General features: G+C 39.7%; 18 protein-coding genes and 2 pseudogenes. 13 read left to right on the forward strand and 7 right to left on the reverse strand.

Going from position 1 to position 21,137, the window contains the following annotated elements:
• Window position 1 precedes the first annotated feature (1 nt).
• From lrp to I6E69_RS07050, 8 genes are all read left to right on the forward strand, one after another.
• The gene (gene lrp / locus I6E69_RS07015) at window positions 2-481 is read left to right on the forward strand and encodes a leucine-responsive transcriptional regulator Lrp (protein WP_007582985.1); all 480 of its coding nucleotides are present in this window, start codon (window positions 2-4) and stop codon (window positions 479-481) included.
• Between the two features lie 174 nt (window positions 482-655).
• A complete protein-coding gene (locus I6E69_RS07020; protein WP_024595504.1) occupies window positions 656-3,154 on the forward strand; it encodes a DNA translocase FtsK in 2,499 nt (832 codons plus the stop codon).
• Window positions 3,151-3,777: an outer membrane lipoprotein chaperone LolA gene (gene lolA / locus I6E69_RS07025; protein WP_138489158.1), complete on the forward strand. Its 627-nt coding sequence runs from the start codon at window positions 3,151-3,153 to the stop codon at window positions 3,775-3,777. The genes I6E69_RS07020 and lolA overlap by 4 nt, the downstream gene beginning before the upstream one ends.
• The gene (locus tag I6E69_RS07030) at window positions 3,770-5,113 is read left to right on the forward strand and encodes a replication-associated recombination protein A (protein WP_197120910.1); all 1,344 of its coding nucleotides are present in this window, start codon (window positions 3,770-3,772) and stop codon (window positions 5,111-5,113) included. Before lolA ends, I6E69_RS07030 begins: the two co-directional genes overlap by 8 nt.
• A complete protein-coding gene (gene crcB / locus I6E69_RS07035; protein WP_021032117.1) occupies window positions 5,106-5,486 on the forward strand; it encodes a fluoride efflux transporter CrcB in 381 nt (126 codons plus the stop codon). The genes I6E69_RS07030 and crcB overlap by 8 nt, the downstream gene beginning before the upstream one ends.
• A 9-nt stretch (window positions 5,487-5,495) precedes the next feature.
• Window positions 5,496-6,800, forward strand: coding sequence for a serine--tRNA ligase (gene serS, locus I6E69_RS07040; protein WP_008133608.1), 1,305 nt, complete (start codon window positions 5,496-5,498; stop codon window positions 6,798-6,800).
• 362 nt (window positions 6,801-7,162) lie between these two features.
• Complete coding sequence (locus tag I6E69_RS07045; protein ID WP_197120911.1) at window positions 7,163-7,546, forward strand: hypothetical protein; 384 nt, start codon at window positions 7,163-7,165, stop codon at window positions 7,544-7,546.
• Between the two features lie 144 nt (window positions 7,547-7,690).
• Window positions 7,691-8,461 (forward strand): hypothetical protein, encoded by a 771-nt coding sequence (locus tag I6E69_RS07050; protein ID WP_139048249.1) that lies wholly within the window; start codon window positions 7,691-7,693, stop codon window positions 8,459-8,461.
• A gap of 49 nt (window positions 8,462-8,510) precedes the next feature.
• Here the strand turns inward: I6E69_RS07050 and I6E69_RS20625 are convergent.
• Window positions 8,511-8,660, reverse strand: a pseudogene (locus I6E69_RS20625) (IS110 family transposase); the annotation flags it as partial.
• Window positions 8,661-8,902: 242 nt separating this feature from the next.
• On the opposite strand from I6E69_RS20625, the gene I6E69_RS20630 reads away from it, so the two are divergent.
• Window positions 8,903-9,004 (forward strand): transposase, encoded by a 102-nt coding sequence (locus tag I6E69_RS20630; RefSeq protein WP_087531795.1) that lies wholly within the window; start codon window positions 8,903-8,905, stop codon window positions 9,002-9,004.
• 558 nt (window positions 9,005-9,562) lie between these two features.
• Complete coding sequence (locus tag I6E69_RS20635) at window positions 9,563-9,844, forward strand: hypothetical protein (protein ID WP_231619731.1); 282 nt, start codon at window positions 9,563-9,565, stop codon at window positions 9,842-9,844.
• Between the two features lie 28 nt (window positions 9,845-9,872).
• On the opposite strand, the pseudogene I6E69_RS07065 reads toward I6E69_RS20635, so the two are convergent.
• Window positions 9,873-10,443, reverse strand: a pseudogene (locus I6E69_RS07065) (transposase).
• 327 nt (window positions 10,444-10,770) lie between these two features.
• Here I6E69_RS07065 and I6E69_RS07070 point away from each other — a divergent pair.
• Window positions 10,771-11,178: a hypothetical protein gene (locus I6E69_RS07070; protein WP_024595227.1), complete on the forward strand. Its 408-nt coding sequence runs from the start codon at window positions 10,771-10,773 to the stop codon at window positions 11,176-11,178.
• Window positions 11,179-11,478: 300 nt separating this feature from the next.
• Here I6E69_RS07070 and I6E69_RS07075 read toward each other — a convergent pair whose 3' ends face one another.
• Entirely contained in the window at window positions 11,479-12,669 is a 1,191-nt protein-coding gene (locus I6E69_RS07075; protein WP_197120912.1) for a PQQ-dependent sugar dehydrogenase, read from the reverse strand.
• Between I6E69_RS07075 and I6E69_RS07080 the strand changes: the two genes are divergently transcribed.
• Window positions 12,654-13,106 carry a hypothetical protein gene (locus I6E69_RS07080; RefSeq protein WP_197120913.1) on the forward strand — a complete coding sequence of 151 codons (453 nt, stop codon included), beginning with the start codon at window positions 12,654-12,656 and terminating at the stop codon, window positions 13,104-13,106. The genes I6E69_RS07075 and I6E69_RS07080 overlap by 16 nt on opposite strands.
• Before the next feature lie 103 nt (window positions 13,107-13,209).
• On the opposite strand, the gene I6E69_RS07085 is transcribed toward I6E69_RS07080, so the two are convergent.
• The 4 genes from I6E69_RS07085 to I6E69_RS07100 all read right to left on the reverse strand — a co-directional run bounded on the left by I6E69_RS07085 (window position 13,210) and on the right by I6E69_RS07100 (window position 19,318).
• Window positions 13,210-14,409, reverse strand: coding sequence for an Nramp family divalent metal transporter (locus I6E69_RS07085; RefSeq protein WP_197120914.1), 1,200 nt, complete (start codon window positions 14,407-14,409; stop codon window positions 13,210-13,212).
• Between the two features lie 548 nt (window positions 14,410-14,957).
• Window positions 14,958-16,220 carry a valine--pyruvate transaminase gene (locus I6E69_RS07090; RefSeq protein ID WP_197120915.1) on the reverse strand — a complete coding sequence of 421 codons (1,263 nt, stop codon included), beginning with the start codon at window positions 16,218-16,220 and terminating at the stop codon, window positions 14,958-14,960.
• A gap of 136 nt (window positions 16,221-16,356) precedes the next feature.
• A complete protein-coding gene (locus tag I6E69_RS07095; protein ID WP_197120916.1) occupies window positions 16,357-17,016 on the reverse strand; it encodes a glutathione S-transferase in 660 nt (219 codons plus the stop codon).
• A gap of 10 nt (window positions 17,017-17,026) precedes the next feature.
• On the reverse strand, window positions 17,027-19,318 hold the full coding sequence (locus I6E69_RS07100; RefSeq protein WP_197120917.1) for a peptidase U32 family protein: 2,292 nt from the start codon (window positions 19,316-19,318) through the stop codon (window positions 17,027-17,029).
• A 296-nt stretch (window positions 19,319-19,614) separates the two neighbouring features.
• On the opposite strand from I6E69_RS07100, the gene I6E69_RS07105 reads away from it, so the two are divergent.
• Window positions 19,615-20,724 (forward strand): endonuclease/exonuclease/phosphatase family protein, encoded by a 1,110-nt coding sequence (locus I6E69_RS07105; RefSeq protein ID WP_197120980.1) that lies wholly within the window; start codon window positions 19,615-19,617, stop codon window positions 20,722-20,724.
• Window positions 20,725-21,137 lie beyond the last annotated feature (413 nt).

Raw genomic sequence — 21,137 nt, forward strand, 5'->3', positions numbered from 1 at the left:
TATGCATCAATTATTAGATAGAATTGACCGTAAAATTTTAATGGAATTACAACACGATGGACGCTTGTCGAACGTAGAACTGGCCAGACGAGTTGGCCTAAGCGCCACGCCCTGCTTGGAGCGAGTAAAAAAGCTAGAACGAGAAGGTTACATACTTGGCTATAAAGCGGTGGTCGATCCCGCTAAGCTTGGGCAAGGTTTATCGGTGTATGTAGAAGTGACGATTACTAAAACATCTCCCGACGTATTTGATGAGTTTAGTGCTGCGGTTAAAAAGCACGAAGAAATTATTGAATGTCATTTAGTATCGGGTAATTTTGATTTTTTACTTAAAACGCGCGTAAATGATATGTCAGAATACCGTGGCGTATTAGGCGACATATTATTAAAATTGCCTAACGTAAGTGAAAGCCGAACTTATGTAGTAATGGAAGAAGTAAAAGGTGAAGAAGGCGTAATTATTCGTCCTTATATTACTTAAGGTTATTTATATTAACTGCGTCATTTGCTTATAGTAAGCTCAAATTATAAAAACTTGTTCATAATCAGGCCATCAAGGTTAAGATAAAGTGCAACAAATTGCATTTCCTGCTAAGGTATTTCACTGCTAAGTAAGTGTGAATAAAAATAGAATAATAAAGAGGAATAGGGAACTATGCGCCTAAATGGTGTGCAAAGACTATTAGAAACAGGGCTGATTATCAGTACCTTTACGGCAATATTTATTTTATGTGCCTTGATCAGCTTTGATCCAGCAGATGCTGCATGGTCGCAAACTAGTTTTAGCGAAGTAAGCAACATCACAGGAGCAGCCGGTGCATGGATAGCCGACATTTTATTACTCACCTTTGGTTGGTTGGCTTACTTAGTGCCTGCGGCCATTCAGCTATTTGGCTACTTGCTATTTAAACAACCTCACCGCATTTTACAGCTTGATTACACCACCTTAGCGCTGCGTGTTATTGGTTTTGCTTTATTTATTACCTCAGCTACCGCTATTAGTAGTATTAATTTCGACGATATTTATAATTTTTCATCGGGTGGAGTAGTGGGCGATGTTATTGCATCAGCCATGATGCCTGCGTTTAACTTTACCGGTACATCTATATTATTGCTGTGTTTCTTTTTTGCAGGGCTTACCTTGTTGACGGGAGTATCGTGGGTTGATTTTGTAGATTACCTTGGCGATTTAATGGTTAGGCTTTATCGCTATGTTGTCTCGTATGCAAAAGGCTGGATGCACCGAGAACACACTGCAGGTAAAGTAAATAATAACGATGAAGCAGACGCCCATTTTGAAGACGATATAAAAGAGCAAATAGAGCTGCCTACATCAGCTAAAAAAGCAGATAAACAAAAAGCAATAGATAAGCCTCAAACACCATTTAGTGAACCACAAATTAGTGATGACTTTATGCCGTTTGATGAACTTGACGATATACTCGATCAAGAAATTGGCTTTAGCGCAATAGATGACGAACCAATGGACACGGCTGCTGCATTAAATGCGCTTGATCAAAGCCCAGTTGTGGAGCCTGAAAAACCAGTTACAACGGTGGTATCGCCAGCAAGACCAATGCCTAAACCAAAAGCGCAATATCAACCACCACCAACGGCAAAAGAAAAGTTTGAGCAATTATTAACGCAAGAGCCACCACCAGGGCCATTACCATCGCTCGATTTACTCGACAGACCGGATAAAGCTAAAAACCCAATTTCGCAAGAAGAGCTTGATAGCGTATCGCGCCTAGTAGAGACAAAACTTCTCGACTTTAACGTACAAGCAACCGTAGTAGCGGTATACCCAGGCCCCGTTGTTACGCGTTTTGAGCTAGATTTAGCGCCAGGTATAAAAGTTTCTAAAATTACAGGTTTAGCTAAAGATTTGGCCCGTTCGCTTTCGGCAATTAGTGTACGTGTTGTAGAAGTTATACCAGGTAAAACCTATGTTGGTATTGAGCTTCCAAATAAACACCGTGAAATAGTTCGTTTATCAGAAGTTATAAACGCCCCTAAATTTGAGCAAAATCCGTCGCCACTTACCATGGTGCTTGGTAAAGACATTGCTGGTCAGCCGGTATGTGCTGATTTAGGTAAAATGCCACACTTACTCGTCGCTGGTACAACTGGTTCAGGTAAATCAGTGGGCGTTAATGTCATGATAGTAAGCTTGCTTTACAAATCGGGTCCTGACGATGTACGTATGATCATGATTGACCCTAAAATGCTTGAGCTTTCAGTATACGAAGGCATTCCGCATTTATTGTGTGAAGTAGTTACCGATATGAAAGAAGCTGCCAACGCACTGCGTTGGTGTGTAGGCGAAATGGAACGTCGTTATAAATTAATGTCAGCATTGGGTGTGCGTAACTTAAAAGGTTACAACCAAAAAGTGCTTGAAGCCAATGAAGCGGGTTACCCAATTCTTGATCCATTATTTAAAGACACCGATGGCATGAAAGAAGGCCCCGACGAGCTAGGTAAATTACCAAGTATTGTTGTAGTAATAGACGAATTTGCCGACATGATGATGATTGTAGGTAAAAAAGTAGAAGAACTTATTGCACGTATAGCCCAAAAGGCACGTGCGGCAGGCATTCACTTAGTGCTTGCTACGCAGCGCCCATCGGTTGATGTAATTACCGGCTTAATTAAAGCTAATATCCCAACACGTATGGCGTTTCAGGTATCAAGCAAAATAGATTCACGGACAATACTAGACCAACAAGGCGCTGAAAACTTACTAGGTATGGGCGACATGCTTTATTTACCGCCAGGCACTAGCGTACCAGAGCGTGTGCATGGCGCGTTTGTAGACGACCATGAAGTACACGCCGTAGTTAACGATTGGAAAGCACGTGCTAAACCAAATTACATTGACGAAATACTCAATGGCGATGCCACTGAAGATATTTTATTACCGGGTGAAGCTAGCGAAAATGCAGATGAAGAATCTGATCCGTTATACGACGAAGCTGTGTCGTTTGTAATTGAAACCGGCAAAGTATCTGTATCGTCAGTGCAACGTAAATTACGTGTTGGCTACAACCGCGCAGCACGTTTAGTAGAACAAATGGAAACATCGGGTATCGTGAGTTCACCTGGTCATAACGGCGCTCGCGATGTATTAGTACCTAATGGAGCAAATTCATGAAAAAAGTTAACGCCTTATTATTAGTGTTAGGCAGCGTACTTGCCGCACCAAGCTTTGCTGACGACAGCCAAGCATTACAAGACAGACTTGCCACTTTAAAAAGCTTTAAAGCGCAGTTTGCACAACAAGTAACAGATAAAGAAGGCCAAGCAGTTATGCAAGGCGAGGGCACAATAGCGCTTCAACAGCCTATGATGATTCGCTGGCAGCAAACTAATCCAGACGATACGTTATTTGTATCAAACGGTGATAAAACCTATTACTTCGACAGCTTTGCTGAGCAAGTAACAATTATGAAAACCAGCAGCCTAATCGACTCAACACCATTTGTGCTACTGACATCAAAAGACCCAGCACAGTGGGAAAAATACAGCGTACTTGCAACAAGTACAGGCTTTAGCGTAACGCCAAATAAAGGCGTAGAAAGCCAAGTAGAACAACTTGATATAGCATTTGCGGGTAACGAGCAAGGGCTTGCTAAACTAGTGGTTACCGACAACTCAGGGCAGCTATCGTCATTTACGTTTAACAATGCCCAAGTTAATACACCGCTTGATCAAAGTACTTTTGAATTTACGCCTCCTGAGGGTGTTGAAATAGACGATCAGAGTAACGGTGAGTAATTTAGGTTTTAATTTTGGGCCCGATGTACGCCCACTTGCCGCGCGTATGCGCCCTACAACGCTTGATGAATACATTGGTCAGCAGCACTTATTAAGCGGTGATAAACCACTGCATCAAGCCATTGTCGCAGGTCGCTGCCATAGTTTGATTTTATGGGGCCCGCCTGGTGTTGGTAAAACAACACTTGCGCAAATAATTGCCAACCATGCTGATGCCTCACTTATTCAAATGTCTGCGGTAACTGCAGGCGTAAAAGATATACGCGACAGCGTAACGCAAGCGCGGGACAACCTAGAAAGCCGTGGCCAACGCACCCTTATGTTTGTTGACGAGGTTCACCGCTTTAATAAGTCTCAGCAAGATGCGTTTTTACCGCACATAGAAGACGGCACCTTTATATTTGTAGGTGCAACCACCGAAAACCCATCGTTTGCTCTTAACAACGCTATATTGTCGCGTGCGCGCGTGTATGTTTTAAAATCGCTTGCCGATACCGACTTATACACCGTAATAGAGCGCGCACTTAAACAAGACGAGCAGCTAAGCCAAAAACACATCACTATTGCCGACAACGCTAAAAAGGCACTGTGCCAAGCAAGTGGCGGCGATGCTCGTAAAGTACTTAATTTACTTGAACAAGCAGTTGACTTAACAACCGAGAAAAACGGTCAATACAACGTAGATGAGCACGTACTTAGCCAAGTGCTACCCACGCATTTAGCTAAATACGATAAAGGCGGCGATGAGTTTTACGATTTAATATCGGCCTTTCATAAATCAGTACGAGGTAGCTCCCCCGACGGTGCACTGTATTGGTATTGCCGAATTTTAGCCGGTGGCGGCGACCCTTTGTATGTTGCAAGGCGTTTACTTGCCATAGCTACAGAAGACATTGGTAACGCCGATCCGCGCGCAATGGAAGTAGCCTTAAATGCGTGGGATATATTTCAACGTGTTGGCCCAAGCGAGGGCGAGCGTGCAATTGCACAAGCCACTCTATATTTAGCCAGCGCACCTAAAAGTAATGCGGTGTATATGGCGTTTAATCAAGCCAAAGCAGACGCTCAAAACGAGCCAAGTTACCCAGTGCCAGAGCATTTACGTAATGCGCCAACTAACTTAATGAAAGACATAGGGTATGGCGCTGAGTACCGTTATGCGCACAATGAAGAAGGCGCATTTGCCGCAGGTGAAAAATACTTACCACCAGAAATGGACGGCAAAGAATATTACTTACCGAGCGAGCGCGGACTTGAGCAAAAAATTAAACAAAAACTCGATTACCTAAAAGAGCGCGATGCGCAAAGCCCACTTAGACGATACGAAAATGATTAAACTTTATATGATGATCGCCCTTGGCGGAGCCTCAGGTGCGTGTTTACGGTTTTTTATTAGCGAAAGCATGCTAAAACTCCTCGGTAGGGGATTCCCTTTTGGCACGTTGACGGTTAATATTCTGGGTTCATTGTTAATGGGCATTTTGTACGGTTTGATAGATAAAGAAATTATCACCGCAAGCCCCGCTAAAACCCTTATCGGTATTGGCTTTTTAGGTGCATTAACCACCTTTTCAACATTCTCAATGGACTCGTTGTTGTTATTACAACAAGGTCACTTTATTAAAATGGCCCTCAATATCATCTTAAACGTGATGGTGTGTATTTTTATGGCTTGGCTGGGCCTTCAGCTAGTAATGCAAAAAGGTTAAAAAACTAACATGTTAGATTCTAAATTTTTACGTCAAGACATCGAACAAACTGCAGCACGTTTAGCTGCGCGCGGTTACGAACTCGATGTAGCGACGGTAACGGCACTTGAAGAAAAACGCAAAACATTACAAGTAAAAACGCAAGAACTTCAAAGTCAACGTAATGCAAGCGCAAAAGCAATTGGTCAAGCCAAAGCTAAAGGCGAAGACGCACAGCCACTACTTGATGCAGTGGCTAACTTAGGCAGTGAGCTAGACGCCGCTAAAACTGAGCAAGATGAAGTATTAGCCGCGATTAACGACATTGCTTTAGCAATTCCTAACTTGCCAGACGAGTCAGTACCTGCAGGTAAAGACGAAGACGACAACGTTGAAATTTTAACGTGGGGCACACCTAAAAAATTCGATTTTGAGGTTAAAGACCACGTAGATGTAGGCCAAGACCTAAACGGTTTAGACTTTGAAATGGGCGTTAAAATTAGTGGTGCACGCTTTACCGTAATGCGCGGCCAAGTAGCGCGTATGCACCGTGCACTAACGCAATTTATGCTAGATACACATGCTGATAAAAACGGCTATACAGAAATGTATGTACCGTACTTAGTAAATAGCGCAAGCCTTTATGGCACCAGCCAACTACCTAAATTTGCGGGCGATTTATTCCACACATTAGGTCTTGTAAATGACGATGGCGAACAACAAGCCGGCTTTAGCTTAATTCCTACAGCTGAAGTACCACTTACAAACAGCGCCCGCGACGAAATTTACGATGAAAGCGATTTACCAATTCGCTTAGTTGCCCACACTCCGTGTTTCAGAAGTGAAGCAGGCAGCTATGGTCGCGATACACGTGGCTTAATTCGTCAGCACCAGTTTGATAAAGTTGAACTTGTACAACTTGTAAAACCAGAAGACTCAATGGCAACGCTTGAAGAGTTAACAGGTCACGCAGAGCAAATACTACAAGCGCTTGAACTTCCGTACCGTAAAGTAATTTTATGTATGGGCGACATGGGCTTTGGTTCAGCTAAAACATACGATTTAGAAGTATGGTTACCTGCGCAAGACACGTACCGCGAAATTTCATCATGTTCAAACATGGCTGACTTTCAGGCGCGTAGAATGCAAGCACGTTTTCGCCGTGAAGGTGTTAAAAAGCCAGAGTTACTACATACACTAAATGGTTCAGGCTTAGCCGTTGGCCGTACACTAGTAGCAATACTAGAAAACTACCAACAAGCCGATGGTTCAGTAGTAGTACCAGAAGTATTACGCCCATACATGGGTGGACTTGAAGTGATTGGTAAACAATAAAAATCAAGTTTAAGTTAAGCAAGTTTTAAGCTTGTAAATCTTAATACGAAAGCCGCTGTTTGTAATAAACAGCGGCTTTTTTTTTAGGTTAAAGGCAAAAGCTTAGAGAAAAATTTAAGTTATCTTATTAATAATATCGCTTACACCTATTTTATGGCTCATTACTTTTTTGTCCGATATTACTGATCTCTACCATTTTGGGGTATTTCTACATCAAGGAAACTTAAATATCGGCTAACTAGTTGTTTACAAGTCCTTATTAGCTGGTTAAATTAGAATCTTTGTAATATTTGGACATTTGTCGGTTTATAAAGCGACAAATGTCGGATACAAAGTTGTTATGTCTCAGAAGGAGTTGATAAATGCGGTTAACTTTTTTACTACTTCTATTAGCCAATTTTGGCTGTCTTGCCTCATCTTGCATAGTCACCGATGAAATGCGCGAGCAATTTAATTTCAAACATGGTGAAAAAGTTACTATTGATACAACCCTTAGAGATTCGAACTTCTCTGTAACTATAAAATTACCAGAAAGTATTGAAGGTCAAAGTTCTTATTCAGTATGGCTGGTATCAGACAGCATTGAGGAACCAACCTTCATTTTCCCCTTAGATTTGTATGAAGAAGATAACCGAGCTATGGCGTGGTATGAAATAGATGCAGGACTTGTGAGAAAGCACTTTGTAGTAGTCAGCTTAAAAGACTTTTGTGCTCCAAGCCTGTTCAAGGAAGTTTTTTACCAATGAGACATAACAAAAAAATCAAGTCACTCACTTCGTTCGCTGGGACGCATACACGCAGGGCGGCTTCGCCATTATGCCCCACATGTATGCGCCCCTTATTTAAAAGTTATATTTCTTTCATCAAATCCACCATCGGTAAACTTTGCAATGTTGAATTTCAGAATTACAAAATACGATCCTAAAAATAGAAATTCCGATGGTCATTACAAAGTTGATGAATGGACGTGTCCATCAGAAGTCGGGAAATCATTTAACGGTGTTGAGTTTAAAGCATCGGAATACTTTGAAGTTGAAGAAAAATATATAAATGCTGTTATAGAATGCCTCCAGTCCAAACACATTAAGCACCTTCGAGTAGTAGACCTTGAGTCTAGGTTTGTACAAGATAACCTTTCGGATAAGGATAATCAGTGGTTAGTTAGCGAAGAGTTTAAGGTTATTGATCTCTTTGAAGACAAGAAACTCGAAATAGATGATCTTAAAATTGTAATCAAGATGATTTTACGAGGTTTTCTGTGGTGCAGATTAGAGATTAATGAACAATTTAGTCTTAGGTTTGGTTGGGACTACTACATGTATATTTGTTGTATTAATTTAAATGAGAGCACGATTAAAAAAATTAGTGAAACGGGATTGTTTGTTGAGCTACTTGAACCACTTTACGATATGAAACGTTGTGACTTTTATATCCAAACTTGTCGTACCGACGAAGATGGAGATTGCTTAGTTGAAGAAGAAACACTCCTTAAAACTATGACTCGGGAAAAAATAAAGCAAGGTTTAGGTTTTTCTGATGAACATACTGGAAATCATAGTTTTGACATAACTCCTCAAAATTATGCAATTTTTAAAAATGACTTTGAGTTTAACTTCACGGAATATGAGTATTGTCTATATTGCGATAAGATTTACATATAGGTTAAAACGAAATCTAACAACACGCCCTGAGGTGGACGACTAGTAAAATTTAGCTATTAACTGCAAATTTTAAAAGTGGTGAGCCTCTGCGTTTTAAGGCCGCTAAATACGTCGATTCATCGTAGGGTGCATTCGTTTTCCAGCACCTAAATACAATCTTTATCCATTTAAAGGCCAGTGTTCTAATAATGCTGTTATGCCAAAAATTAGGATGACACCCATCCTAATTATTACGAAATAAGCCAACAAAAACAGCATGAAGAGTGCATTATTATAAATAATGGATCACGTAAGAAGCTGAACTATGTAGATAAAATGAAAGTAAAAATAGACAGCCCCATAGGTCGACGATAGCTGATTATTAAAGAATGGCAAACGACTCGGGTGTATCGAACCGGCTTTCCTTTAAATAAAAAGCGGAACATTGCGGTGAATAAAGGCATGAATAAATTGACCTTACGGGGTCAAACGAAAGTGAATGCGCAATGGCAACTGTATTGTCTTGTTCATAATATAGAAAAGCTGCAAAACACGATGCATTAAGAAGGGTAAGCCCTTTTACCCTAAATAAAAGCCACTCAAGTACCCGTAATCCCTTCCAAAATGCCAATTAAAACAATATCAAACACTTCTATATTCTGCGTAAAAATACAGTAATCAATTGAACCAAAATAGGAACTCAGCTATGGTTTGTTTATCAATAAAAACAAATTTAAAAACGAGTTAATCTACAGGCTCGTTATGTGCTTCAATAAGTCTGAGCATTACTCAAGCAAGGAGAGAGTATTTTGACATTAGATGGATACAGAAAAGAATTTGAACAATCTTCAAACAGATCTATTTCAATGCCGGTTGCTGGAAGCATTATTTGGGGTTTAGTTGGGCTTTTAAGTACACAATTTAGCTCAAATCTAGACTGACAGTCACCGATTAAAAAACGGGTAACTGTCAGATCAAGTCTGAGCTAGTACATCTATATATATTTTACTTTTTGCAACAGGCGGTATTTTTCCTATAGCTTTATTAATTGCTAAATTTAGAAAAGAGGACTTAGTTTCCTCATCCAACCCTTTAGCAAAACTAATGGGCCTATGCATACTAATGGTTAATCTTCTTTGGGCTGTCCATATACCATTACTTTTAAATGCACCTGAATTTGTTCCTTTGAGTTTGGGCGTTGGCTTAGGACTTCATTGGGTAGTATATTCTTGGATTGTTAAACATCCTGTTGGCTTAATTCATGCTGTATTAAGAAGTATTTTAATTGTAGCAGCTTGGTATTTATTTCCTAACAGCAGTATTTTAGCTATCTCTTGTGTTATCGTTTTAACTTATTTAATAAGTATTTATCAAATGTTAACTAGGGATATAGCAAGCACATAACAAGTGACTATGGTGTCAATTCCTAATTTCAAACCATTTTAGGATCCCCCATGACACCATCCCTCACCATAGAATTTATGATTACTATAAGCTTTCTTATACAGGCAATAATAGCCACTTTTTTAGGTTTCCCTGCCGCGACTAGCCGATGATAAATAGCTTTAAATTTAGAGTTACATTGGATAGCTGACATCATTGCCATATACATTGTGGTTCTAATTTTTGGGCGTCCACCTCGTATCATCCGTTTACCCTGATAAGCAACGCCTTCTCGATTAAATGGTGCAACACCAACCAGTGATGCAGCCTCTTTATTGTTTACACACCCAAGCTCAGGTATGTCACTAAGTAAGTTAAACGCGACAACATTACCAACGCCAGGCACACTTTGAATAATGTCATTCTTGACCTTATATTCGTCACATTCTTTGATGAGCTTTTGTAGTTTTAAATCTACTTTGTCAATCTGATTTTTTAATGCCGCCGTCATTGTTTTCTACGGTGAAATATATATCTAACGGTCGGATGTAAATATCGAGTTGAGTTTTACCTGTATCGACACCGACGTTAATTTCATTTTGATTATTGAGTGTATTCATAATAAGCTGACTCTGCCTTGCGATTCGGGCTCGAGGCCCCGTTGACTATCCGAGTTTAATGCTTGGAGTTTATACAGCGTTCTTTCTTGTTATCGGTCTCTCAATAGAGGAGCCTTCAATCAATCGAACTACTGTATAAAAGGCAGCCAAAGCTTGAGCCTCATATTACCCGAACTTGGTTAAAGTATTAATTAATTTATGGGTTTATTATCCATAGAGGGGTTTTAAGTCGGACAAATTACAGTTGGCTTTTTGTTCGTGCCTCACTTATTTTAGCCAACTGCAATTTGCCGCTTAAAACGGCGTTTATATGACTAGGGATGTTCCGTGCTAAAAAAATTATTGTGGAGTTTCTTCATATTGGTTGTTCTTGTTATGGGAACGATTTGGTATGAAACTTCAAGCTATATGTTCCCTTGGCGAGTAAATGACTCTATTAAGCACACTTTATCTTGGGGTGGACTAGCAGATTTACCTGAAAATATTAAAGACTTTAATATAGAAATGTATGGCGGTGGATTCAATCGAACATATGATATGGAGTTTACTAGTACTGAGACAAATCTCAAAAATTGGATAAGTAACTCAAAACGGTTAAAGGATAACAACCCAATATCTATAACAGAGTTTATTAGTGAATATGAAATATACCCTGGAGAAGAGAACGCTGTAGGTGGTTGGGTTCAAATAAATTGGCAAACCTACAAGGTTAAAGTTCATATATTGTGGTCATAATTTAAAACGTAAAAGTCATATAACAACACGCCCTGAGGTGGACAGCAAGCGCTAAAAAAATAAAGGATCAAATCTTGACTTCAGACGTCAAGTTCTAAAGCACGTGGTAAGTTGGGTTGTCCGATGTTAATTCACTATTTTTGTCGGATGGCGTGGCTTCGCCACTTATCCGACCTACGTAAAAAGGTAGGTTAGTTAAGCCGAAGGCGCCACCCAACAGAGTTCTTAAATTTATTAATACGGCCTATTGAAACCGCTTTTATCCTCCAAAAGCGAAGCGCCTCTAATCCTCTTTGTGAATTAATTTGCTTGAAACAACATCAGCTTTGCCTCTTTACCGTCTGTTAATACCGCGACGTTACCCTTATTAGTTATAAACACATCTCTTAATCGCCCTGCGGCCTTAGGAAATACGTGAGACTGTTTAAATTCACCACTTAGCAGATTAACGCTGTAGAGCTTTTTATCAACGAGCGTAGTAATTAGCACATGTTGTTGTAGTGAAGGGAAGGCGGTATGTTTAGAGCCGTAATACGCCATGCCTGATGGCGCTATTGATGGCGTCCAATTAACACTTGGTTTTTGCATGCCTTTATATTCGGTAAATGGTGAAATACGCGCTTGCGAGTAATCTTTGCCATAGGTGATTACCGGCCAGCCGTAATTAGTCCCAGCGGTTAAGTAGTTTAGCTCGTCGCCGCCTGCGGGGCCGTGCTCGTGGCTAACAATTTGCTGCGTATCGTAATCATAAACTAAGCCTTGAGGGTTACGATGACCAAAGGAGTAAACAGCATGTGCATTTAGGTTTTTGTGATTAATAAATGGGTTATCTGTTGGAATGGTGCCATCTAGGTTTATACGTAATATTTTACCAAGTTGGCTGGTGATAACTTGTGCTTGCTCTCTAAAGTCAAACCCATCGCCCGTTGAAACTAATAACGTATTGTCGGGTAGGATAAGAGCTCGACCAGCGTAATGTTGTGGTGTGTTTTTATCAGTCGCTACTTTATAAATAACGTTAGGCTTTGAAAAGTCAGTGCCATTAAACGTGGCTTTGGCAACAACCAGCCTGTTTGCGCTTGCATCACCTTGGGCATAGGTAAAAATAATTTCTTTTGAGTCGTTATAATCTGGCGATAATACAATGTCGAGTAAACCACCTTGGCCCGCAACGTATAAGCCCTCAAGGTTTAATTTTACTCTTGATTGCGCGTTGTTTTTAACTATAACTACATGACCATCACGCTCTGTAATTAACCATGTGCCGTTTGGTAGTTCAACCATGCTCCACGGAGACTGTAATTGCGTAGCCAGTGTTTTTGTACTGTATTGCTCCTTTGGTAACGCAGCGCTTGCATTAACAGAAAGCGATAAAAGCGAAAGCAGAGTAAAAAAAGAGATACATTGTTTACGGGGCAAGCCTTTGCTAGCATGGCTAGTATAAGAAAAAAGCTTTATTTTAAGTTGAGATAACCATGTCGTTTTTAACACGTATATTGCCTTCATTTTTAGTTTCTTGGTTACTTACATTCACACTTGCTAGCTTGTTTCATAGCCAATACGTTGTCAATCAATTAGTTAATGTAGGTGTAGTGGTGGGCTTTAGTGATCGTGCTAGTTTAACGCTTGATGATTGGTTAGGCCTATTACCTACCTACGGCGCTATTATTGGCCTAGCACTTGCAATCGCTTTTTTTGTTACCGTAAAGCTTAATAAAAAGGTTAAAAAATACAGTACTCAGCTATTTGTTATTGCTGGCATTGTGGCATTTTCTATTGTTTTAATTGCCATTGAATCACTTATGAATATTCATATTATAGCGGGCGCAAGAGGCTGGGGTTTTTATGCTCAACTGCTTGCAGGCGCGGTAGGTGGTTTTACATTTTCGCAATTATTTAAAGCAACTAAAAACCAAAAACCGTATTAGATGTGTGAATATAAGTACGGCTTATACGTTATTTGGTGATTAATAAATAAAGCCCGCTGTTTATTGTAAACAGCGGCCTTTAAATATGATTTTTAGAATTTAATCAAAAAATTAAACTAATTAGTTTGTAGCTACTTAACCCAAAAATTAGGATTAAAACGGGCAGGGTCACCAGGTTTAACACCAAAGAATTTGTGTAGTTTCCCATAACCCCTTTTTGATTAACCAGCCATACAAGGTAGGTGCTAACAATAGGGAGTAATAACCCGTTAGCCGCTTGCGCGAATATAATTACCGCGACAGGGTCTAAACCGAGTGACGCCACCGCAGCACCAAACAATAAAATAACAATAGCGACGCCTTTAAAACGCGAGTTACTCATATCGTTAGACCAGCCTAACATGCCACACACGGCGTAAGCACCGGCAAGTGGCGCTGTAATAGCGCTTGTTAAACCTGCTGCAAACAAGCCAATAGCAAAAAAGTAATGAGCGGCGTCGCCAAGTAATGGCTCTAGTTGCACGGCCATGTTAGCCGCACTAATTTGCCCCGCATCGGTACCATAAAATGCAACGGAAGCAGTAGATAAAATAGCTAACGTGATGACACCGCCTAAAGTGATTGATAGGCCTGTATCAACATTTGTTTGTTTAATGACTTTTTTCATATCGCTGTTACTATCGTGTCTGGCAGCGAGCACGCCGGAGTGTAAAAATAAGTTGTACGGCACAATGGTCGTACCGACTAATGCCAATATAGTTGTAATAGAACCTTCAGGCATACTAGGGATAAAACCAGCAAATACATCAGCGAGCGAAGGGGCAGCCATTACAAGTGTTGAGATAAACACTAAACTCATTAAAATAACGAGTAAAATCAGCGCGTTTTCAACCACTTTATGTTTGCCGCTATACAGTAAAGCAGCACTTAACAAAGCAATAAGTGGTGTCCATAGTTGGGAGTTAATTTGAGGGAATATTTCAATTAACCCCATGCTAGCGCCACTTAAGTTACCCGCTTCATAAGCTGCACTGCCTACGCCAATGGCGCTAATAACTAAAAATATCGCCAAGGATTTAAATAAAGGCGTTTGAATATTAGCTCTAAGAGCTTGTGCTAAATCTTGCCCGGTAGTAACGCCAAGGCGCGCCGCCATAGATTGTAATAATATAGTGGCAACTACTGAAAACAGTAATGTCCATATAAGTGCAAAACCAAAGTTTGCACCTGCCACGCTGGCGGTAGTAATGGTCCCTGGTCCAATGAAGGCAGCGGTGACGAGTAGTCCTGGTCCTAATCGCATAATTGGCCTTAATAGTGCTATTGCATGTTGCTATTTAAAGTTACATCTAACGTTTAAAACCGATATTTATACGCGATGCCTGTTTTGTTATTGCTGCCACTTAGATTAAGTGCCTTGCAGCGATGTCGCCTTTTGGCTGGTTCTTTTTTACCAGTATATGTTATACCATTCCGTAATAATACTTAATCAATTTGAGGGATTAAATCTGACGCTAACTGCGTTAAAAATCTCTGATATAGAACAACTAAATAACGAAATTTTTGCCTGGTTATCGACACGATTTTCTCACCTCAGAATAGATCACTTAATTAAGCGAATTGCTATTAAAAAAGGTCGCGTAGGATACCAATTTATATATAAATTTAAAGGGGATACAGTGCGTTTGGATAAAGTTTAAGCTAAAAGTGGGTATACAAGCTAAGGTTCAAAGTTAAAATAACGCTTACTGCACAAACAAGCAGAGTATTAAATGCAGTAAATTTTAAACGAATATGTAAGCGACACGAGTTAAATGAATGATGCCGATATTTATATCGGCATCAGTGTATTTACTTTATTAGGCTTTTAATCACTTCTAAGCCTTTTTTTAGTGTACTTGCATCGGTAGCATAGTTAATACGAATACACTCGTGCTTGTGCGCCCAACTGTCGTCAATGCCAATAAAAAAGTTGTGCCCAGGAATTACATACACATCTTGAGCTTTAAGCTCTTGATACAACACTTCGCTTGTTATTTTTGCATCTTTAAACCACAGCCACATAAAAAAGGCACCTTCAACTTTGTGCAGGTAAACAGGCAGTTCGGCAAATACTTCATTAAACAACTCAATCGCTATGTGTGCTTTATTACGATAAAAAGGCAACACGACATTACGGCAAAGTGGAAGTAGTTCACCGTCGTTAATTAAGCGCGTCACTAAGCTTGGGCCAATACTATTTGGCGATAACACCATACTGCCATTTACGCGCCCGATGGCTTTAATAATCTCATTATTGGCAACTACAATACCTGTACGCAGGCCTGGTAAGCCAAGCTTTGAAAGCGACATACATAATATAATGTTTGAGTTCCACGTTAGATTTGCGTCGGTGTAAATACAACCTGGGAACGGATCGCCGTACGCGTTATCAATAATGAGTGGAATACCATATTGCTTAGCGAGCAAATCAAGGTGTTTTACTTCATCGTCAGTAATTACATTACCTGTCGGATTGGTAGGTCGTGAGACGCACAGCGCGCTTATGCTGTTGTCGTTTGCTAGTGTTTTTTCAACTGCTTTAAAATCAATGACGTATTTAAACTGTTTTGATGTGCTGCCTGTATTTAAAATTTCGATATCAGGCTTTATGGCAACAAACATATCAGCCGATAAACCTTGATCGGCATAACCTATGTACTCTGGCGCAAGGGGAAATAAAATCTTTTTATGGCTGCCATCCGGCATTTCACCTGCCAACATATTAAACAATACAAAAAAGTTAGCTTGGCTGCCATTACCAAGTGCTACGTTATCGGCGCTAATATCCCATGCTAACTCTTTACTTAGCTGGCCAGCTAATGCAGCTCTAAACTCGTCGTTACCAGTCGGGCCGTCGTAAAGGCCAAATACCTGCGATACCTTGTTACTGGCAACGAGTTTTTGTAATTCACTTAAAAAAACCTCATTTACTTGTGGTACTAATGCGGGGTTACCGCCACCGAGCATAACAATATTAGGATTGTTGCTGTTTTTAGCACCGCCTAAATCTTCCATTAACTGAGTAATGCCGTTGGGTTGTGTGAATTTAGTGCCGAAGTTTGAGTAGTTCATAATGCATAGCGTTTGTTAGTAATGGGGAGGGCAGTATAGCGTAAATAAAGGGCTTAAATTCGATGATGAGAATAATTCAATGCTTGGTTTAACAGCTAATTATGGCAAGGTAATTTATTATAAGACCAGGGCTAAGTTAAGGCTTTTTAACGCCGTATAAAAACTCTTCGCCACAGTCCATATACAAATCAAATTTGGTCATAACTTTGGTAAACATGGGGGCGTGCAAAAATTCGTTTAACCAGGCGCGCACATGCGTGTATTCACTTTGCAAGTACCAGTGTTTATCTACACGGGCAAACTGTCTAATAAATGGCAGCAGGGCATAATCGGCTAGGCTTTTTTCATTGCCCATTAAGTATTTATGCGTGGTTAGTTTTGCTTCAAATTGCTTAATAAACTCTTCGCAGGCTTTTTGGTAATAAATTTGTGCCATGTCTTTTGTGCGAGCGTAAAATTTGTACTTTTCGAGCACTGGTTTAAATTGTGTGTCGTTTAACTTAATTAATTCAAGCATGCGCTCAAGTGCTAATGGGTTTTGAGTATGCAGTAAATTATGCGGGTCATTTTGCTCTAATGCCCAGAGCATAATGTCTAGACTTTCGTCTATTACTTGGCCATTAGGTAATAATAAAACAGGCACCGTGCCTTTTGGTGATATTTTCAAAAGATGCGGTGGCTTGTTTTTAGTTTTTATAGCGCGTAGGAGCACGTGTTGCTCTGCCATTAAAATACCCATTCGTGCACGTATTGCGTATGGGCAGTGTTGTAATGAATATAATAATGGCAATGTCATGTCAGTTACCTTAGCTGTTTAAGCCTTCAACATATTGCTGACGTGTTTTTACTTTTACCATGTGATTTAACTGATCGGCCGCGTGTGTTTGCCCACTAATTAAATCTTGGAAGTGTGCAAGTAACACGGTTTTATCTAGCTTTTCTTTATCGCCTGAGCCAATGTCGGTTAAATCAATCATAAACTCGTCAAACTTGTCAGCGTAATCGGTCACAATATCCATATTTAAAAATTGCTCGTGGTTATAAATGCTCGGGTAGCCGCCTTTTTGTTTATCAATTGCAAAGCTAATGCCTTTAACATTAGTAACGGTTGTTTCTTTTTTACAGCTCAGCATACAGCTTGCGTCAATGCGTGGTTTTTTACAGCCTACGGTTTGCTGGAAAAAACACTGACGGCTGGTCATCATTAGTATTGGATGATAAATGCTGTACATCATTTTAAAGTCGTTAGGGCGTTTAATACTACGCATTTGCTGTTTGTTAATCTCGTTTGAAATAAACGCGCCTTTAGCATTTAAATCCTCTTGTAGCGTTAATAACGCATAAGAGTTTGTGGTGTTTAATAACGGGCCTGCAATCCAGTCAATACCCATTTGCACTGCTTTGTATGCTACGCCTGTGTTATTACTAATAATAAGTTTAGGTTTGACAACCCCGAGTAAACGTACAGCTTCTTCAAAATCTTTACCAATTAGTACAGCTGGAAACCACGGAATTAACTGCGGATGTTCTAAAAATACATTTATGTATTTATCGTTATCGGTTCTAAAGCTCTCAGGTAATTTAAAGTAAACGTCACCATCTGTTAAATTACATAAGTGAGCGTCTTTTATGTCCGATATTAAAATAGAAAGTGTAGTTATATTTTCGGCTTTTTCGTGATTCACTAGTTTAGGTAATTCAACTGGCGCTATAACGTCTTTCCCTTCGTTTAATAAAAAAGCGACTTGCTTTTTAATACGCGCTAGCTCTTTAAACGGAATGCTTAAGTTGTCGCCGAGGTTTGTGTAATCCATATTTTTAATTTCAAAATTGGCATTACTAAATGTTTTAAAGCGCTTATCAATGGCAGCAATATCAACAACTGATTTGTCGGCTATTTGCATAGGCATTTGCGATTGAACTTCAAAGCGTAGAGGCTCTTTTGCGTTTTTATTTGAAAGGGTAATATCGTTTTTATCTTCAATAATTATGTTTACAGTGAATGGCTGATTTAATTGCCCTGTAAATTCTAATGTAAGCTCGCGCTTTGAAATATCTAAAAACTCAATTTTCTTTTTAACTAACGAATCAATTTCACTTTTTTGGGTAGAAAGCTCTTGTTGCGCATCGTAAATTTGCACTACCGAAATTGCGTTGTTTTTTTCGTTAGCGTGATCAAAGCTATGGTCGCGTGGATTGTCGGTAAACATGTTTTTGGTCATGTCGCCGGTTAAAAACTTATTAGTAAAGTTACGGTTAAACACTTTATATAAGCTTGAGTCGTCTTCAATTAAGTTACCGGTTTGTACAAACGTATCTATTTGCTTGCGCCAGCTGTCAATAACCGTATGTACGTAATTAGCGCCTTTAATGCGGCCCTCTACTTTTAACGAATCAACGCCTGCGGCTACCAACTCTGGTAGGTCAAAATAAGCTGAGTTATCTTTTAAGTTTAATGGGTGTTTGTTACCCATTGCCGTTGGCTCATATTCATCACGACATGCTTGCGAGCAGCGACCACGATTACCCGAGTTACCTACACTTACTGAGCTTGAATAACATTGCCCTGAAAACGCAATACATAATGCGCCATGTACAAACACTTCGGTTAGTACGTCGCATTTGTGCGCTACGTCGGTCAATATTTTAATTTCAGTTAAGTTAAGCTCGCGCGATAAATTTACACGTGTAGCGCCAATGCGCGCTAAAAACTCAACTTGCGATTCGTTATGCGTAGTTAACTGCGTTGATGCGTGAATATGCAAAGTAGGAAAGTGTTTTTTAACAATGTTGAACAACCCTAAATCTTGCACAATAATGCCATCAAGAGTTGTATTTACTAGCTGATTTAACAGCTTAAATAGCGCACCCATTTCGTGCTCTAAGATTACCACGTTAAGCGTTAAAAAAATCTCACAGCCGTATTCGTGGGCTAAGCGAAGTGCGCCGTTAAGCTCATCAAACGAAAGATTAGACGCTCGGTTACGTGCATTAAAGGTATCTAACCCACAATAAACCGCATTAGCACCGGCTACAATGGCGGCTTTTACCGCGTTTACATCACCGCCTGGGGCTAATAGTTCAATCTTTCTACTCATGACAACTTCACTTCGCTCATATTTAATTGCCGCGAATTTTATCTGGTTAAGCACGTTAATGCTATTTATTGAGAGATATAATAAAGACTAAAATAAAAGAGTGTATAAAATTACAATTAAGCTGGCTGATTTATTACGTAAACATGTAATAAAATGATAGTTTATAAGCCAGCTAGACTTTCAACTTTACTTAGGCGATACCCATCAGCAATCAAGATCTTAAACAGTTAGATACAGATTTAAACAGTAAAGAATCTGTAATTAATAACACCCATCTAAAAATAGCCACATTTAACCTGTTTAATTATTTAGAGCCACCCAATGCATACTATGAGTTTGAGAAAATTTATACCGCGCAGCAGTGGGCCAAAAAGCAGCGTTGGATTGTTGATTACTTAACAGAACATGCGCCTGATGTAATTGGTTTTCAGGAAGTGTTTAGTATTGATTCGTTAAAAGAGCTAGTTGCTGATCAAGGCTATAACTACTTTGCAGTAGTTGATACGCCAGAGGTAATTGATGATTTTATTTATAGACGCCCCGTTGTAGCGATTGCCTCTAAATATCCCATAGTTGAAGTAGCAGCGGTTGAACACGATAGTGAGCTTGCGAGTTCGCTTGGCCTTAATAGTGAGTTTACCTTTAGTCGCAAAGTACTAAGAGCAACTATAACGCTGCCGCATATAGGTAATACTGATTGTTATGTGGTGCACTTTAAATCTAAGCGCCCAATGATTGAAGTTGATGAACACAATAAAGAGCTTGCACCTGAGCAAAACATAATTGAGATTTTAAAAGCGAATGTAGCGGGCGGGTGGGGCTCAACTATTCAGCGTGGCAGTGAAGCCACATTACTAATGATACAAATGATTACTCGCCGTGAAGGTACGCAGCAACCCATGCTATTAATGGGGGACTTTAATAATGAACTTGCGGATGGCGTATTAAGCCATTTACTCACAAATACATTACGCTTTGCTCCTGCGTTTGACGCTAAAACCTACCTTGCTAAATATTGTTTAAATGATTCATGGGATCTGTTTATTAAGTCGCAGCTAAGTATTGATGAGGCTTCTAGCGATGAAGCAATAACAAACGATGTACAAAGCGATTGTGATAGTGGTAACAGCGAGATTGCTGATTCTGCGGATAAAAGCCAAGTAAAAAATATAAACATAGCAAAACCAGCACTGTTAAGGCCACCAACACATTACTACGGCGCAAGCAGCTCTGTGCTTGATTACATTTTATTGTCGTGTGAGTTTGACGCTAGTTACGATGACAGCTTTTTTGAAGTCAGTAATTATAGCACTTACGATAGGCACTTAATAAACCCTGAGTACGAACGTGATGATTTAACTACCGACCACGGTGTTGTATTGGTTACCCTTAAACTGAGAAGCTAGGTTTTCTCATCTAATAACTTACAGCACACGATTAAGCTAAAAAAAGAATTAAGTTGCGATATGCATAATTATGCTAAAATCATAAATTAGCAATTACCCATATTGCAGCGAAACTTGACCTGCAGTCTTTATGTGTATATTTTATCGCCAGAATTTTTGCATTAAATTAATAACAAATCACTAAAATGGTAAATATGGAATTTTACACTCACTCGTATCACACGCGAAAGATGGACTTAATTTCGCAAGTACACTGTTTATTCGTAAATCGAATTTATAATTCTAAATTTTTAGTAAAAGCTTTGCTTTGTGCTTTGTTTATTAGCTTAAGCAGCGCTTACGCGCAAGAAACTACCTCATACAGTTTAATCAACGAATCCAGCGAAGGGCTACTAAAAAGAGCCGAATTACTT

It is taken from the genome of Pseudoalteromonas sp. NZS100 (assembly GCF_015864815.1).
GTDB lineage: Bacteria > Pseudomonadota > Gammaproteobacteria > Enterobacterales > Alteromonadaceae > Pseudoalteromonas > Pseudoalteromonas distincta.